Below are 16,746 nucleotides of genomic sequence, written 5' to 3' on the forward strand. Positions count from 1 at the left end.
GCAATGTGTCAGAGCATGCGGCCCAGGTCGGGCAGGGCGCGGGGGCCGAAAAGGCCCGTCAGCCTGTCCAGCCAGCGCGGCGGGCGGCTGCTCCATGCGATGGCATGGCGTTCGCCGCACAGCGTCAGCGTGAGCGGGTGGCCTGCGCGCACGCGCTCCAGCAGGCGGGCGATGAGCCCGGCGTCCAGCGCCTTCCAGGCCTCGCGCCACGCAGCGGGGTTGCCCTGCAGGGCTGCGGCGTGAAGGTCGTCCAGGCATTGCACGGCGGCCTTGACGCCGGTGGCCGTGCCGGGCTGCAGGCGCCCGGCGCCGTGGACCCAGAAGGCGTTGATGGGCACCTGGCCGCGGGCGGCGCGGGCGTCGTTGAAGACATGGGTGTAGAGCAGCATCTGCACCTCGCTTTGCAGGCGGTGCAGGGCGCGCGCCTGCTGCGCATCGGGCAGCCAGGGCCGCACGTCGCGGCCGATGACGCGGTCCATGGAGGCCGTGGCCAGGTCATCGAACAGCGCACCGCGCGCCAGCCAGCGCTGCGGCTGCTGGTACTCCAGCACGATGCCGTCGTCAGCGAACCAGGGCGCCAGCAGGGCCAGCAGCTGGCGGGATTCCTCATCGCTGAGGGGTGTGGTGGCGGGATCGCTCTGGTGGACCTGGTCTGCGCCTATGTGCCAGTGGCAGGGCGTGACATAGGCGCAGGCCTGCGCCGTCTCACCGGCCTGCCAGGCGGCCCAGGCAATCAGGCCCGGCGCATCGGGCAGGCCCAGCGAGCGAGCCAGGGCGCTTTCGTGGGGGGGAGAAAAATCCATCTCCGTGCCGGTCTGTGCGGGCGCGGGCTGCATCAGCGCCAGCAGGGATTGGAGATGGGGCAGCTCCAGTCCGCCCCAGACGGCCGCGACGGCAGCGTCATCCGCTGCATCCGAGGACGGACCGCCGGCATAGGGAATGATCCATTCGGTCGTTTCCTCCAGCGGGGCTTGGGTGGAGGACACCAGGGGCGCGGTCAAAAGCATGGCCGCTATTGTCGGGCATGGGGTGCCGCAGTGCCGACGCCTTCGTTTTTCCCCTTGGAGCGCGGTTCAGCGCTGGGGCATGTCCCGGGCCGAAGAGACCAGGCTGACCGTGGCGTCCTCGGGGATGGGCGGCATGCCCTGGTTCCAGTCTTCCCAGGCGCTGCGCATGGCGGCCAGACGCTCGGGCGCGCGCGCTGCCTGGTTGGCGCGCTCGCGCTCATCGGCCGCAAGGTCGAACAGGTAGTCGATGCCGTCCACGCGCAGGTATTTCCAGTCGCCATCGCGCAGGGCACGTTGGCCGCGGTGCTTCATGCGCCAGTGCAGGGTGCGCGGGAATTCGGCATCTTCGGCGCGCAGCACGGGCAGCAGCGAGATGCCGTCCAGCGCATGGCCCTCTGGCGCCTGCACGCCGGCGGCATCCAGCACCGTGGCCGACCAGTCCATGCTCATGCAGTGCTGGGGGCTGCTGCGGCCCGGCGCGATGACGGCCGGCCAGTGCGCGATCCAGGGCACGCGTATGCCGCCCTCGGTCAGGTCCATCTTGCCGCCGACCAGGGGCCAGTTGTCGGAGAAGCGTTCGCCGCCGTTGTCGCTGGTGAAGACGATGAGGGTGTTGTCCAGCTGCCCGTTGGCGCGCAGCGCCTCGACGATCCAGCCTATGCCTTCGTCCATGTGGTGGATCATGCGGCGGTACTGGTGGATGTTGCCGCCGTCCAGATGGGCAATGCCTGCGCCCAGCGCCTCGGCCGTGCTGCGGTCCTCGCGCGTTTCCCAGGGCCAGTGCGGCGCCGTGTAGTGCAGGCTCAGGAAGAAGGGCGCATCGCCTTGGGCCATGCGGTGGACGAAGTCCACGCTGCGCTGCGACAGCAGGTCGGTCAGGTAGCCCTCGTCATGGTGTTCCTCCTCGCCCACCCACAGGTCGTGCTGCCCCGAGCTGCTCAGGTGGGTGAAGTAGTCCACGCCGCCCGACATGGGGCCGAAGTATTCCTCGTAGCCCGAGCGCAGCGGGCCGAAGTGCGGCGGGTAGCCCAGGTGCCATTTGCCGATCAGCGCCGTGCGGTAGCCCGCATCCCTGAGCATGGAGGCGACGGTGGGCATGTCCGGCGGCAGGCCCAGCTTCTCGCCCAGCGGCGTGCCGCGTGTCTTGCTGTTGATGGGCTCCTCGGCCGCACCGCGCAGGCGGTACTGGTAGCGCGCCGTGGCCAGGGCAAAGCGCGTGGGAGAGCACACGGGCGAGTTGGCATAGCCCTGGGTGAGCCTGAGGCCGCTGGCGGCCAGGCGGTCAAGCACGGGAGACACCGGGCCGAAGTCGGCCGCGCGGCCGCCGTAGCAGCCGAGGTCGGCATAGCCGAGGTCGTCGGCCACGATGAAGAGGATATTGGGACGGGACATGGAAATGCGCTCTGTGCAGGGTCGTGGGCGGGAAGCGGCGGCGCTCATTCCATCTTCATTCCGGTGGACTGGATCACGGTCCGGTAGCGGTCGGCCAGCGCCTGTATGCGTTCGGCGGCGGCCGGGCCGGTCAGGCCTTCGTAGAACAGGTCGTTGGCGCGCATGCGCTCGCGCAGGGCCGGATCCTTCATGGCCTTTTCCAGCGCGGACTGGATTCTTGCGACCAGGGGCTCGGGCGTGGCGGCAGGCACCCACAGGGCGAACAGCACTTCCTGCTCCAGGTCCTTGTGACCCAGCTCGCCCACGGTGGGCACGCCGGGCACCAGCGGGTTGCGCTGGCGCGTGGTCACGGCCAGCGGCACGACCTTGCCGGCCGCCACCTGGCCCAGCATGGCCGAGGAGCTGATGATGCCGCCGTCCACCTCGCCCGCCAGCACGGCCGTGCTGGCCGGGGCGTTGCCCTTGTAGGGCACGTGGCTGACCTTGGCGCCCGTGGCATGGGTCAGGATGGCCGAGGCCAGGTGGCCCGGCGTGCCGTAGCCGGCCGAGCCCAGCGTCAGGCCGCTTCTCTTGCCCTGGGCGATGAACTGGTCCAGGGTCTTGAGGCCGGTGCGCGGGTTGACGGCCACCATCATTCCCTGCGAGGCAATCATCATCACGGGACGCAGGTCCGCGCCCTTGAAGGGCATGCTTTTGTAGATGAAGGGATTGACGGTGAAGGTCGTGTCGATGCCGACCAGCAGCGTATAGCCGTCGCCGGGCGCCTTGGCCGCGTTGTCGGTGCCGATGTTGCCGCCCGCGCCGGGCCGGTTGTCCACGACGAAGGGCTGTTTGAGTTCACGCTGCAGTACCTCGCCCAGGCTGCGCGCCAGGATGTCGGCGGCGCCGGCGGGCGCGAAGGCGACGACGATGCGCACGGGTTTGGCGGGCCAGGCCGAGGCATCGGCGGCCGCATCGGCCCGGGCGCCAGCGCCGGAGCCCAGGCCCAGCAGAAGGGCCAGGCCGGCCCGCAGCAGCGGGCTGCGCAAGGCATGGGTGGCATGGGTGGCTTGGAACAGGGAAAACATGGTGGCGAACTTTCTGCGCTGCGGGGGCGCCGGGCTTTGCGAGAATCCCCAGGCCGGCTCCGGACGGTGGCTCCCGTTGTCTCCTTTCCGGACGGGGCCACTGTAGAAGTCCCCGCAGCAATTGATCTAATCAACTGTTCCCCGTGAATACCCGTCCCGCTCCCACCTCCATCCAGCAGATGCTGCTGTTTCGCATCAACCGCTACTTCGGTGCAGCGGGCGGCGTGGCCATGCGCATGTGCGAGGCGCATTTCGGCATCACGCGCCGCGAGTGGGGCGTGATGGCCACGGTGGCTGCCAACGAGGGCCTGCTGTCGTCGGAGCTGGCCGAACGCGCGCAGCTGGACCGCGCACGCACCTCGCGCGCCCTCAGCGGGCTGGAGGAAAAGGGCTGGGTGCAGCGCAGCCCCATGCCCGGCGACCGCCGCCGCGTGGCCGTGTCGCTGACCGCCGAGGGGCGGCGCATGTACGGCCTGATCCTGCCGCGCATGGCCCAGATCCACCTGGACCTGGTGTCCGTGCTCAGCGACGAGGAACTCGCACAATTCGATACCTTGCTGGCCAGGCTGCAGCGCCATGCGCTGACGCTGGAGGCGGAGGGCCGCTACGACGCCCTGCCGCGTGTGGACCGCGGACGGCACCGGCGCTGACACGCCGACGGCAAAGCCTGCCGCCATGCAGGGCCTGTGGGCGATGACACAATGCATGCCCATGCAATTTCCCTACGAACTGGCCGTCGGCTGGCGCTACACCCGGGCGGGGCGTGCCACGCGCCGCAACGGCTTCATCTCGTTCATCTCCGGCGTCTCCATGCTGGGCATCGCCCTCGGTGTGGCGGCGCTGATCATCGTGCTCAGCGTGATGAACGGCTTCCAGAAGGAAGTGCGCGACCGCATGCTCAGCGTGGTCTCGCACATCGAGATCTTCGCGCCCCAGGGTGCGGCGCTGCCCGATCTGGAGCGCACCATGCGCGAGGCGCGCGCCAACCCCGACGTGCTGGGCGCCGCCCCGTTCGTCGCGGCCCAGGCGCTGCTGGCGCGTGGCGAGGACATGAAGGGCACCCTGGTGCGCGGCATCGATCCGGCGCGCGAGGGCGAGGTCACCGATGTGGCCGCCACCAATGCCGAAGTGCTCAAGCGCCTGGTGCCCGGCGAATTCAACGTGGTGCTGGGTGTGGAGCTGGCGCGCTCGCTGGGCGTGCGCCAGGGCGACATGGTCACGCTGATCGCCCCGGGCGGCCAGGTCACGCCGGCCGGCGTGGTGCCGCGCCTCAAGCAGATGCATGTGGTCGGCACCTTCGACTCCGGCCACTACGAATACGACTCGGCCCTGGTGATGATGCATTACGAGGACGCGCAGCGCCTGTTCCGCCTGGAAGGGCCGACTGGCATCCGCCTGAAGCTCAAGGACCTGCACGAGGCGCCGCGCGTGGCCATGGAACTGGCCCACACCATCACCGACCGCCTGCTGATCCGCGACTGGACCCAGCAGAACCGCACCTGGTTCGCGGCCGTGCAGCTGGAAAAACGCATGATGTTCATCATTCTCACGCTCATCGTCGCCGTGGCTGCGTTCAACCTGGTGTCCACGCTGGTGATGACGGTGACCGACAAGCGCGCCGACATCGCCATCCTGCGCACGCTGGGCGCCTCGCCGTCCAGCATCATGGGCATCTTCATGGTGCAGGGCGCCATGGTGGGCGTCATCGGCACCTTTGCGGGCCTGCTGCTGGGCCTGGGCATCGCCTTCAACATCGATGTCATCGTGCCGGCCATCGAGCGCCTGCTGCACGCCAACTTCCTGCCCAAGGACATCTACCTGATCAGCAAGATGCCCAGCGATCCGCAGTACAGCGACATCATGCCCATCGCCGTGATCTCCCTGGTCCTGGCCTTTGTCGCCACCATCTATCCCAGCTGGCGCGCCAGCCGCGTGAACCCCGCCGAGGCGCTGCGCTATGAATGAAGTGAATGTGATGCCCGGTTTCGAAGTGTCCCAGCAGGGCGCCGTGGTCCTGGATGCGCGCGGCCTGACCAAGCGCTTTGCCGAAGGACGGCTCAACGTGCAGGTGCTGGCAGGTGTCGACCTGCAGGTGCGTGCGGGCGAGACACTGGCCATTGTCGGCGCCTCGGGCTCGGGCAAGAGCACGCTGCTGCACCTGCTGGGCGGGCTGGACGCCCCCACCAGCGGCAGCGTCACCCTCAAGGGCGAGCCCCTGCATGAACTCAGCGCCCAGAAGCAGGGCGCGCTGCGCAACCGGCACCTGGGCTTCATCTACCAGTTCCACCATCTGCTGCCCGAATTCAGCGCCCAGGACAACGTGGCCATGCCGCTGCGCATACGCCGCGACGACAGGGCCGAGTGCATGGAGCGCGCCGCACGCATGCTGGCGGCCGTGGGCCTGGGCGAACGCATGCTGCACCGTCCGGCCGAACTGTCGGGGGGCGAGCGCCAGCGCGTGGCCATTGCCCGTGCCCTGGTCACCCAGCCGGCCTGCGTGCTGGCCGACGAGCCCACCGGCAACCTGGACCGCAGCACGGCCGACACCGTGTTCCGCCTGATGCTGGAGCTGGCGCGCAGCCATGGCACGGCCTTCGTCATGGTCACCCACGATGAGCAGCTGGCGGCGCGCTGCGACCGCATGGTGCGCCTGGTGCAGGGCCAACTGGCCTGACCGGCAGGCCTGAGTCTGGACTCAGGCCATGCGCAGCAAGGTGCCCGGCAGGCGCTGAGCGCCTGCGGGAAGCACGGCCGCTGCCGGGGCCGACTTGATCTGCGGCGCAGCGGGAACGATGGATGCCGGCAGCGGCTTGCGCTGCGCCTGGTCCCTGGATGCATCCGCGACGGCCGCGCTCTGCGCCGTCAGGTCGGCCGTCACCTCGCGCAGGCGTGCCGACTGGGCCATGGACGCCTGCACCACATCGCCCATGATGGCCGTGACCTGGTGGGAGGAGTCCACGATCTCCTGCATGGTGCCGCCGGCCTGGCGCACCTGATTGGCGCCCAGTGCCACCTGCTCCACCGAGGTGTGGATGAGCTGCTTGATTTCCTTGGCGGCGGCGGCGCTGTTCTGTGCCAGTGCCCGTACCTCGCCCGCCACCACGGCAAAGCCCCGGCCCTGCTCGCCTGCGCGGGCCGCCTCCACGGCAGCGTTGAGCGCGAGGATATTGGTCTGGAAGGCGATGCCGTCCATCACGCCGATGATGTCGCTGATCTTGCGCGAGCTGGCGCTGATGGACTCCATGGTGCCCATCACCTCGTGCACCGTGCGTCCGCCCTGCTCGGCCACCAGGCAGGCCTGGCGGGCCAGTTCGTTGGCCTGGCCTGCGTGCTCGGCGCTTTCGCTCAGGCCCTGCATGGCCTCGCCCAGGGTCTGCGCGGCCGTGAAGCGGCGCGTGATATCGCGGGCGTACTTGACCACCTTGAAGGGCCGGCCGTCGGCATCGAGGATGGGGTTGTAGCTGGCCTCGATCCAGACCTGGCGGCCGTGCTTGCCGATGCGCAGGTACTGGCCCGCATCGTGCTGGCCGCTGGCCAGCTTGCGCCAGAACTGCGCATATTCTGGGCTGTGGCGTTCATGGGGCTGGACGAACATGCTGTGGTGCCGCCCGACGACCTCGTCCAGCGTGTAGCCCATGGCCTGCAGGAACAGGCGGTTGGCATGCAGGATGTTGCCCTGCAGGTCGAACTCGATGATGGCCTGCACCTTGGAGATGGCGGCCAACTGGCCTTCGGCGTCGGCGTTGCGGCGCTGCTGCTCGGTGATGTCGGTGGCGTACTTCACCACCTTGAAGGGCCTGCCATGGCGATCGAAGATGGGGTTGTAGCTTGCCTGCAGCCAGACATCGCGCCCGTCCTTGGCAATGCGGCGGTAGCGCCCCGCGTCGTGGATGCCGCTGCCCAGGCGCTGCCAGAACGCGGTGTATTCAGGCGACTCGCTCATCTGGTGGTCCACGAACATGCGGTGGTGCTGGCCGATGACCTCGTCCTCCTCATAGCCCATGGTGTCCAGGAAGTTCTGGTTGGCGGCCAGCACATGGCCTTGCAGGTCGAACTCGATCACCGCCTGGGACTTGTGTATGGCGGCCAATTGCCCGTCAAGCTCCGCCTTGCGGCGTGCGCCACCGAGGTCCAGGATTCGACTCCATGCTGAGCGCTTCATGGGAATTCCTCTCTCCAAAGCATGCCGGCCGGTGATGCGGGAGCCCGATGCGGGGTGTAAGTGTTACTTTATGTATTTTTATGGAGGCGCAAGCCATTCGTGTATTGATTTTGTCAAACGGAGCCGACTCGCAATAAGCCAAGGGTTTGCCCTTGCTCCGGGCCTCGTCTGCCCCTTGGACGGGCGCCGCCCGGGCCGGTGGCATGATGCGGCCATGCCCGCCTGGATAGACACCCACTGCCACCTCGATGCTCCCGAATTCGACGCCGACCGCGACGCCGTGCGCGCGCAGGCGGCCGAGACAGGCGTTGCGCATCTGGTGATTCCGGCCGTGGCGCGCGAGCACTGGGACACGGTGGTGGCGCTGGCGCGGCGCCATGGCGACAGCTATGCGCTGGGCATCCACCCGCTGTACACGCCCAATGCTCGCGAGCAGGACATTGCCGCATTGCGCGAGACGCTGGCGCGGCTGCGCGGCGATGCGCAACTGGTGGCCGTGGGCGAGATCGGCCTGGACTTCTTCGTGCCCGGGCTGGATGCGGAGCGGCAAATCTGGTTCTACGAGCAGCAGGTCGCGCTGGCGCGCGAGTTCGACCTGCCCGTCATCCTGCATGTGCGCAAATCCAGCGACCGGCTGCTCAAGACCTTGCGCGCGAGGCCTGTGGCGGGCGGCATTGCCCATGCCTTCAACGGCAGCGGGCAGCAGGCCCAGGCCTTCATCGACCTGGGTTTCAAGCTGGGCTTTGGCGGGGCAGTGACCTATGACCGGGCGCTCAAGCTGCGCGAGCTGGCAGCCGCCCTGCCGCTGGATGCGCTGGTGCTGGAAACCGATGCCCCCGACATTCCGCCGCACTGGCTCTACACCACGGCCGGGCAGCGTGCCCAGGGCCAGGCCCAGGGCCGCAACACGCCGGCCGAGCTGGCAGGCATTGCGGACGTGATTGCGCAGTTGCGCGGCATCACGCCCCAGGCCCTGGCCGAGGCCACGGGCCGCAACGCGCGTGCCGCGCTGCGAGGCCTGCCCGCCATGGCCTGAACCAGGCTTGAGCGGAACCTGAACCTGAGCGGTCTTGCCGCCCGCTGCCAGCAGCCCGGCGACCGCTGGGCGACAATGCCGGCCATGTCCTTGACCGTTCCCGACCTGCCGCCCCCCGGCACCCCGCGCTGGCAGGGCCTGGCGCCGGTGGCCGATGCGCGGACCCGGGCCCTGGTGCTGGGCAGCTTTCCGGGCCTGCGATCGCTGCAATTGCAGCAGTACTATGCCCATCCGCAAAACCAGTTCTGGCCCTTGCTCCAGGCCCTGTGGCCCGGGCATCCGCAGCCCGGCCGCGACGACTATGCGGGCCGCTGCGAATGGCTGCTGGCCCGCGGCCTGGGCCTGTGGGACGTGTATGCCAGCTGCGAGCGCGAAGGCAGCCTGGACAGCGCCATCCGCGCGGCCGAGGTGAATGATTTCGTGGCGCTGCGCACGCATTGTCCGCAGCTGGCGCTGGCCCTGCACAACGGTGGCGAGAGCTTCAAGCATGCCGGCCGCACGCAGGCCCTGGGCCTGGCCGCCGTGAAGCTGCCATCGACCAGCCCGGCCAACGCGAGCTGGAGTTTCGAGCGCAAGGTCCAGGCCTGGCGCGAGGTGCTGGCTGCCCATCAATTGCTCTGATTTTTTGACTGTTCCCGACGTGATACGCAAGACCCGCGGCGCCGCCAAGGCAGCCCCATCCTCTTCCTCCAACGGCACCACCGCCGCAGACATCGAGCTGCCCGAAGTCAGCGTCTCTGACGATGGCGATGTGCGCCACCTGCACCTGGGCACGCCCTGGATCCAGGGCTCCATGCGCATACGCGAGCCGTTCGAGATCGAGCTCGAATACGTGCAGCGCATGATGGGCTGGCTGCTGTTCATGGAGCCCGCCAGCGTGGCCGGCCGCCATGCCATGCAGCTGGGCCTGGGCGCGGCCGCCATCACCAAGTTCTGCCACAAGAAGCTGCGCATGCGCACCACGGCCATCGAGCTGAACCCGCAGGTGCTGGCCGTGTGCCGCAGCTGGTTCAAGCTGCCGCCCGACAGCGACACGCTGCGCGTGGTGCTGGCCGATGCGGCCCAGGAAATCCGCAAGAGCCAGTGGCTGGGCACGGTCGATGCGCTGGCCGTTGATCTCTACGACCACGATGCGGCCGCGCCCGTGCTGGACAGCGCCGAGTTCTATGCCGACTGCCGCAATCTGCTGACCGAGGACGGCATCATGACGGTCAACCTGTTCGGCCGCACCTCCAGCTACGAGCGCAGCCTGGCACGCATGGCCGAAGCCTTTGGCGAAGAGGCCATGTGGGCCTTCCGCCCCACGCGCGAGGGCAACACCGTGGTGCTGGCCCAGCGCACGCCGCGCGCGCTCGACCCCGCTGCGCTGCAGGCTGCCAGCGCCCAGGTGCAGGCCCGCTGGGACCTGCCCACCACGCGCTGGCCCAAGATCTTCGTGCGGCCCTGGTAGAGCCGCCCTGGTAGAGAGCGGCTGGTCGGGCAGTGCGGCCGGCAGGCTTACCATAGGGCGCAGTTCAGCTTCCGGCCCAACGCCATGTCCGATCCGACCTCCACCACGCAGCCCAAACCCGCCGTTGTTCCAAGCAATCCTTCGGGGCCCCTGGACTGGCGCAGGCTGGTGCAGTGGCTGCTGGCCGATGGCGTGATCACGGCCGAAGAGGCCCAGCGCACCGTGGCGCGCTGCTCGCAGGCCGAGAGCACCCAGCACCCGCTGGTCCGGCTGGCCAACGTGGGCGTGGCCCGCGCCGGTGACGGGCGCGCGCTGGACATCGAGGAGCTGACCCAGTACCTGGCAACCCGCAGCGGCATGGCCTACCTGCGCATCGACCCGCTGCGCGTGGATGCGGGCCGCGTCGGCGAAATCATGAGCGCCAGCTATGCCGAGCGCCACAAGGTGCTGCCCGTGCAGGTATCGCCGCAGGAAGTGGTGGTGGCCACGGCCGAGCCCTTCATCGACGACTGGGTGGCCGAGGTCGAGCGCCAGGCGCGCCGCAAGGTGCGCCGCGTGCTGGCCAGTCCGCTGGACCTCAAGCGCTACACGGGCGAATTCTTTGCGCTGGCCAAATCGGTGCGCGCAGCCGAGAAGGCGGGCGGCGCAGCCAGCGCGGCCAGCTTCGAGCAGTTGGTGGAGCTGGGCAACAGCAGCAAGCAGCTCGACGCCAACGACCAGGGCGTGGTGCGCGTGGTGGACTGGCTGTGGCAATACGCCTTCGACCAGCGCGCCAGCGACATCCACATGGAGCCCCGGCGCGAGCAGGGCGTGATCCGTTTTCGCATCGACGGCGTGCTCCACCCGGTCTACCAGGTGCCCATGGGCGTGCTCAATGCCATGGTCTCGCGCGTGAAGCTGCTGGGGCGCATGGACGTGGTGGAAAAGCGCCGCCCGCAGGATGGCCGCATCAAGACCCGCAACCCGCGCGGTGACGAGGTGGAAATGCGCCTGTCCACGCTGCCCACGGCCTTTGGCGAGAAGCTGGTGATGCGGATCTTCGATCCCGACAACACGGTCAAGGACCTGGATGCACTGGGCTTCACCAGCCATGACGCCCAGCGCTGGAACGAGCTGGTGCGCCGCCCGCACGGCATCATCCTCGTGACCGGGCCCACGGGCTCGGGCAAGACCACCACGCTGTACTCCACGCTCAAGCGCGTGGCCACGGAGGCGGTCAATGTCAGCACCGTGGAAGACCCGATCGAAATGATCGAGCCCAGCTTCAACCAGACCCAGGTGCAGCCGCAGCTGGACTTCGGCTTCACCGAGGGACTGCGCTCGCTGATGCGCCAGGACCCGGACATCATCATGGTGGGCGAAATCCGCGACCTGGCCACCGCCGAAATGGCCGTGCAGGCCGCGCTGACCGGCCACCTGGTGTTCTCCACGCTGCACACCAACGATGCGCCCAGCGCCGTGAGCCGGCTGATGGAGCTGGGCGTGCCGCCCTACCTGATCAATGCCACGCTGCTCGGTGTGCTGGCCCAGCGCCTGGTGCGCACGCTGTGCCCGCAGTGCAAGCAGCGCGACGAGGAGACCTCGGCCGCCACGCTGGCCGAGGCCGTGCGGCCCTGGAAACTGTCAGGCAGCTACCAGCCCTACAAGCCCGTGGGCTGCGTGGAGTGCCGCATGACGGGCTTTCGCGGGCGCATGGGGCTGTACGAGCTGCTGACCGTGAGCGAGGCGCTCAAGCAGCAGGTCCACACCTCGCCTTCCATGGATGCGCTGCGCCGCCAGGCCGTGCAGGACGGCATGCGCCCGCTGCGCCTGGCAGGTGCCCTGCGCGTGGCCGAAGGCGTGACCACGCTGGACGAGGTCATGGCCAGCACGCCCTTGCTGGGATGATGGGCAGGCGATTGGTGGGTTGGAGCGTGAGTGCCTGCTCTGGCGCAGGCCTTTGAAATGGATGGATCGGGTGCCCCCTGCTGGCACCTTTTTTCATTCATGCGGGTAGGACATGAGGGTATGCCCTTTGTAGGTGGAATCCACATCCAGACACAGTTTTTCTGAACGCAAAATCGCCGGGTCGTGATTCCGTAAGGAGACATTCTCGTGAAAATCAAGAGTCAGAAAGACTTTTTTTCGGGCGTGATGTTTTTGGTTATCGGCCTCGCTTTTGCGATCGGCGCTACCAACTACACCGTCGGCACCGGTGCCCGCATGGGCCCGGGCTATTTCCCGCTGATCCTGGGTGTGCTGATGTCCATTCTGGGCACGGCCATCTGCTTCACCGGCCTGACCAAGGGTCCTTCGGGCGGTGACAAGATCGGCAAGTGGGCGTGGAAGCAAGTGTTCTTCGTCCTGGCTGCGAACTTCGCGTTCGGCGTACTGCTGGTCGGCGTTCCCAATCTGGGCATTCCCCAGTTCGGTCTGATCGTCGCCATCTACGCGCTGGTGTTCATCGCCAGCCTGGGCGGTCATAGCTTCAAGTTCAAGGAAGTGGCAATTCTGTCCACCGTCCTTGCTGTGGGCAGCTATGTGGCCTTCGTGTGGGCACTGAATCTTCAGTTCCCCGTCTGGCCCAGCTTCATCACCGGTTAAGCAGGAGCATCGTCCGTGGAACTTTTTCAGAACCTGGCGACCGGCTTCGGCGTCGCCTTCACTTTCCAGAACCTGATCTACTGCTTCGTCGGCTGTCTGCTCGGTACGCTCATCGGCGTGCTTCCAGGCATCGGCCCCGTGGCAACGATCGCCATGCTGCTGCCAGCAACCTACGCCCTGCCTCCGGTGGCGGCGCTGATCATGCTGGCCGGTATCTACTACGGTGCGCAGTACGGTGGCTCGACCACCGCCATTTTGGTGAACCTGCCTGGTGAATCCTCGTCCGTGGTGACCGTGATCGACGGCTACCAGATGGCAAGAAAGGGGCGAGCGGGACCCGCTCTCGCTGCCGCAGGCATAGGCTCGTTCTTCGCAGGTTGCGTGGGCACCGTGATCCTGGCCGCCTTCGCGCCTCCGCTGACGGAAGTCGCCTTCAAGTTCGGCCCTGCCGAGTACTTCTCGCTGATGACCCTGGGCCTGATCGGCGCCGTGGTGCTGGCTTCGGGCTCGCTGCTCAAGGCCATTGCCATGATCGTGCTGGGCCTGCTGCTGGGCATGGTCGGCACCGACGTGAACTCCGGCGTTGCCCGCTACAGCTTCGACATTCCCGAGCTGACCGACGGTATCGACTTCGTCGTGATTGCCATGGGTGTGTTCGGCTACGGCGAAATCATTGCCAACCTGTCCAAGCCTGAAGACGAGCGCGAAGTGTTCGCCGCCAAGGTGACGGGCCTGATGCCCACGAAGGAAGACTTCAAGCACATGATTCCGGCCATGCTGCGCGGCACGGCCCTGGGTTCTGCCCTGGGTATCCTGCCCGGTGGCGGTGCCATGCTGTCGGCCTTTGCTGCCTACACGATCGAGAAGAAGACCAAGCTCAAGCCGGGCGAAGTCCCCTTCGGCCAAGGCAACATCCGCGGCGTGTGCGCTCCCGAGTCGGCCAACAACGCCGGTTCGCAGACCTCCTTCATCCCGCTGCTGACGCTGGGCATTCCGCCCAACGCCGTGATGGCGCTGATGGTGGGCGCGATGACCATCCACAACATCCAGCCGGGCCCGCAGGTGATGACCAGCAACCCCGAGCTGTTCTGGGGCCTGATCGCCTCGATGTGGATCGGCAACCTGATGCTGATCGTGCTGAACCTGCCGCTGATCGGCATCTGGATCAAGCTGCTGACCGTGCCTTACCGCTGGCTGTTCCCGTCCATCGTGCTGTTCTGCGCGATCGGCGTGTACGGTACCAACAACAACACCTGGGACGTGTGGATGGTGGGTATCTTCGGCTTCGTGGGCTATGTGTTCCACAAGCTGGGCACTGAACCGGCTCCCTTGCTGCTGGGCTTCATCCTGGGCCCGATGATGGAAGAGAACCTGCGCCGGGCGCTGCTGCTGTCGCGTGGCGACTGGAGCGTGTTCGTGACCCGTCCGATCTCGGCCGGCCTGCTGCTCGCCGCCGTGGTGCTGCTGGTGGTGGTGCTGATGCCTGCAGTGAAGAACAAGCGCGAAGAAGCATTCGTAGAGGATTGATCGCCTCAGCGTTGCAACCATGTTGCTTGACGGCCCTTCGGGGCCGTTTTTTTTTGGTCAACAAGCGATCCCGGTGGAAAGCTGTTGATCCCGGATGCCTGGGAGCCGACGCGCCCGTGACTGCACAATAGCGCGCAGTCTTTCGAGGTCACGATGTCCCCACTACTGTCATCCCAGCACCCGCAGCGCGTGCTGCTGCACAACGAGATCCACGCCCGCCCCGCCGAGGAGATGCAGGCGCCGCTGGCCATCACCCACGTGGTGATGCTCACCGATGCGGCCCAGCGCGAGGCCAGCCGCGCCCATGTGGCCACCCTGCTGCGCAACCACCACCTGCCGCCGCCCGATGCGGCGACCACCCATGTGTTGATCGACCTGGGCGCCTTTCACCTGCGCTGGGAACTGCACACGGAGTTCGTCTGCTGGACCTTCAGCAAGCCCATGTCGCAGGCCGGCATGGACGATGTGCGCGAGCCCGAGGCCGCCATCGACTACGTGCCGCGCGACTGGCTGGCTGCCTTGCCCGGCCAGTGCCTGAGCGGCCTGCACCTGTGGGCCTTGCAGGAGCAGGCAATCAATGAGCCGCATCTGGTGCGCCACCTGCTGCAGGAAGACACGCTGGTGGGTGCGCGCGTGGCCGGCGATGCGGGCAAGGTCTACACCGACTTCGCCATCCATGCCGATGGCTTCTCGCGCATGCTGCTGCTGGCCGGCGAGTCATTGTCGCCACGCCGTCTGGGGCGGCTGGTGCAGCGGCTGCTGGAGATCGAGACCTACCGCATGGCGGCCCTGCTGGGCCTGCCGGCAGCCCGCCAGGCAGCTGCCGTACTGGCCACGGCCGAGCGGGATCTGGCGGCCCTGGCCCATTCCATCCGTCTTGCCGACCGCGATGCCGAGCCGGCACTGCTGGACCGGCTGACACGCCTGGCCGGGCAGGTGGAGAGCGAATACGCCACCACGCATTCGCGCTTTTCCGCCAGCGCGGCCTATTTCGAACTGGTGGACAAGCGCATTCAGGACATCCAGGAATCGCGCATCGACGGCATACAGACCATCCGCGAGTTCATGGACCGGCGCCTGACGCCGGCGCGCAGCACCTGCGAATGGGCAGCGCGGCGGCAGAACGCGCTGTCCGAGCGCGTCTCGCGCGTCAGCAGCCTGCTGCGCACGCGGGTGGAGATCGAGCAGCAGCAAAGCAGCCAGCAGTTGCTGGGCGCCATGAACCAGCGCCAGGACATGCAGTTGAAGTTGCAGTCCACGGTGGAAGGCCTGTCCGTGGCCGCCATCACCTACTACTTCACGGGCCTGATCAGCTACCTGGCCAAGGGCGCCAAGACGCTGGGCTGGCCCTGGTCGCCGGAGAGCACGGCCGCCGTCGCCATTCCCGTGGTGGCACTGGGCGTATGGTGGTCGCTGCGCAGGCTGCACCACAGATTGTTCCGTGGCCAGCACGGGTCCGGCACGCACTGAAGGGAGCTCCCGCAGCCCCGTCCATGCGCCTGTGTTCCCCTGCACCGGCGTTTTCGCGTTTTCACACGTTTGGCGTGAAAGCATCGAAGCCTCGCGCACAATGTGCGCTGCCGTTCTGCAAGGATCGAGCAAGGCTTTTTTTGTTCAGGAGTGAGACATGGATCTGGGAATCGCGGGCAAGTGGGCCCTGGTATGTGGCGCCAGCAAGGGCCTGGGCTTTGGCTGTGCCAAGGCGCTGGCGCAAGAGGGCGTGAACCTGGTGATCAATGCGCGCAATCCCGAGGCCCTGCAGGAGGCTGCGGCCAGCCTCGCCGCCCTGGCGCCGCAGGTGAAGGTGCTGGCCGTGGCGGCCGACATCACCACCGAGGAAGGCCGCGCCGCCGTGCTGTCGGCGGCCGGCGGCCCGGGCGTGGATTTCGACATCGTCGTCACCAATGCCGGCGGCCCGCCGCCCGGTGATTTCCGCGACTGGGACCGCGCGGCCTGGCTCAAGGCCGTGGATGCCAACATGCTCACGCCCATCGAGCTGATCAAGGCCACGGTGGACGGCATGGCGGCGCGCGGATTCGGCCGCATCGTCAACATCACCTCCAGCGCCGTGAAGGCGCCCATCGACATCCTGGGCCTGTCCAATGGCGCGCGCAGCGGCCTCACGGGCTTTGTGGCGGGCCTGGCGCGCAGCGGCATCGCGGCCAAGGGCGTGACCATCAACAACCTGCTGCCCGGCAAGTTCGACACCGATCGCCTGCGCACCACCTTCACGGCCGCCGCCAACAAGAGCGGCAAGAGCCTGGACGATGTGCGACTGGTGCAGCAATCCCAGGTGCCGGCCCGCCGCTTCGGCACGCCCGATGAATTCGGCGCCATCTGCGCCTTCCTGTGCAGCGCGCACGCAGGCTACATGACGGGTCAGAACATCCTGCCCGACGGCGGCCTGTACGCAGGAACCTTCTGATGCGCCGGTGCACTGCCTCCATGAACGGGTCCAGGGCCGGCAAGGCCCGGGAAATGGTCCCTTGCATGGCTGCGCAGTGCCGAGCGGTCCATGGGCA

At 67.7% G+C, this 16,746-nt stretch carries 15 protein-coding genes; 11 read left to right on the top strand and 4 right to left on the bottom strand.

All coding sequences use genetic code 11. From position 1 onward, the window contains the following. Window positions 1–8: 8 nt before the first annotated feature. The 3 genes from IB269_RS00595 to IB269_RS00605 form a co-directional block, all read right to left on the bottom strand. Entirely contained in the window at window positions 9–1,007 is a 999-nt protein-coding gene (locus IB269_RS00595) for a phosphoglycerate mutase (RefSeq protein WP_192366193.1), read from the bottom strand. 66 nt (window positions 1,008–1,073) lie between these two features. Continuing rightward, complete coding sequence (locus IB269_RS00600; RefSeq protein WP_192366194.1) at window positions 1,074–2,399, bottom strand: sulfatase; 1,326 nt, start codon at window positions 2,397–2,399, stop codon at window positions 1,074–1,076. Window positions 2,400–2,443: 44 nt separating this feature from the next. Next, window positions 2,444–3,466, bottom strand: a complete 1,023-nt coding sequence (locus IB269_RS00605; RefSeq protein ID WP_192366196.1) for a tripartite tricarboxylate transporter substrate binding protein — start codon at window positions 3,464–3,466, stop codon at window positions 2,444–2,446. A 179-nt stretch (window positions 3,467–3,645) separates the two neighbouring features. On the opposite strand from IB269_RS00605, the gene IB269_RS00610 reads away from it, so the two are divergent. The 3 genes from IB269_RS00610 to lolD all read left to right on the top strand — a co-directional run bounded on the left by IB269_RS00610 (window position 3,646) and on the right by lolD (window position 6,140). After that, window positions 3,646–4,116 carry a MarR family winged helix-turn-helix transcriptional regulator gene (locus IB269_RS00610; protein ID WP_034396824.1) on the top strand — a complete coding sequence of 157 codons (471 nt, stop codon included), beginning with the start codon at window positions 3,646–3,648 and terminating at the stop codon, window positions 4,114–4,116. 61 nt (window positions 4,117–4,177) lie between these two features. Continuing rightward, window positions 4,178–5,431 (top strand): lipoprotein-releasing ABC transporter permease subunit, encoded by a 1,254-nt coding sequence (locus IB269_RS00615; RefSeq protein WP_063328596.1) that lies wholly within the window; start codon window positions 4,178–4,180, stop codon window positions 5,429–5,431. Beyond that, entirely contained in the window at window positions 5,424–6,140 is a 717-nt protein-coding gene (lolD, locus tag IB269_RS00620) for a lipoprotein-releasing ABC transporter ATP-binding protein LolD (protein ID WP_013800885.1), read from the top strand. Before IB269_RS00615 ends, lolD begins: the two co-directional genes overlap by 8 nt. A gap of 21 nt (window positions 6,141–6,161) precedes the next feature. Here the strand turns inward: lolD and IB269_RS00625 are convergent, their stop codons facing one another. Next, the gene (locus tag IB269_RS00625) at window positions 6,162–7,628 is read right to left on the bottom strand and encodes a methyl-accepting chemotaxis protein (RefSeq protein WP_192366197.1); all 1,467 of its coding nucleotides are present in this window, start codon (window positions 7,626–7,628) and stop codon (window positions 6,162–6,164) included. Window positions 7,629–7,842: 214 nt separating this feature from the next. Between IB269_RS00625 and IB269_RS00630 the strand changes: the two genes are divergently transcribed. The 8 genes from IB269_RS00630 to IB269_RS00665 all read left to right on the top strand — a co-directional run bounded on the left by IB269_RS00630 (window position 7,843) and on the right by IB269_RS00665 (window position 16,649). Beyond that, window positions 7,843–8,664, top strand: coding sequence for a TatD family hydrolase (locus IB269_RS00630; RefSeq protein WP_192366200.1), 822 nt, complete (start codon window positions 7,843–7,845; stop codon window positions 8,662–8,664). A 75-nt stretch (window positions 8,665–8,739) separates the two neighbouring features. Beyond that, on the top strand, window positions 8,740–9,285 hold the full coding sequence (locus tag IB269_RS00635; RefSeq protein WP_192366202.1) for a DNA-deoxyinosine glycosylase: 546 nt from the start codon (window positions 8,740–8,742) through the stop codon (window positions 9,283–9,285). 19 nt (window positions 9,286–9,304) lie between these two features. Beyond that, window positions 9,305–10,114 (top strand): spermidine synthase, encoded by an 810-nt coding sequence (locus tag IB269_RS00640; protein ID WP_099750557.1) that lies wholly within the window; start codon window positions 9,305–9,307, stop codon window positions 10,112–10,114. Window positions 10,115–10,198: 84 nt separating this feature from the next. Next, window positions 10,199–12,001: a GspE/PulE family protein gene (locus IB269_RS00645; protein ID WP_065345789.1), complete on the top strand. Its 1,803-nt coding sequence runs from the start codon at window positions 10,199–10,201 to the stop codon at window positions 11,999–12,001. Between the two features lie 207 nt (window positions 12,002–12,208). Further along, a complete protein-coding gene (locus IB269_RS00650) occupies window positions 12,209–12,697 on the top strand; it encodes a tripartite tricarboxylate transporter TctB family protein (protein WP_013800891.1) in 489 nt (162 codons plus the stop codon). 15 nt (window positions 12,698–12,712) lie between these two features. Next, the gene (locus IB269_RS00655) at window positions 12,713–14,224 is read left to right on the top strand and encodes a tripartite tricarboxylate transporter permease (RefSeq protein ID WP_012207191.1); all 1,512 of its coding nucleotides are present in this window, start codon (window positions 12,713–12,715) and stop codon (window positions 14,222–14,224) included. 153 nt (window positions 14,225–14,377) lie between these two features. Beyond that, window positions 14,378–15,694, top strand: a complete 1,317-nt coding sequence (locus IB269_RS00660; RefSeq protein ID WP_097201498.1) for a DUF3422 family protein — start codon at window positions 14,378–14,380, stop codon at window positions 15,692–15,694. A gap of 157 nt (window positions 15,695–15,851) precedes the next feature. Continuing rightward, window positions 15,852–16,649, top strand: a complete 798-nt coding sequence (locus IB269_RS00665; protein WP_013800893.1) for an SDR family oxidoreductase — start codon at window positions 15,852–15,854, stop codon at window positions 16,647–16,649. Window positions 16,650–16,746: the final 97 nt, after the last annotated feature.

Source organism: Delftia sp. DLF01 (genome assembly GCF_014852125.1).
GTDB classification, from domain to species: domain Bacteria; phylum Pseudomonadota; class Gammaproteobacteria; order Burkholderiales; family Burkholderiaceae_C; genus Comamonas; species Comamonas acidovorans.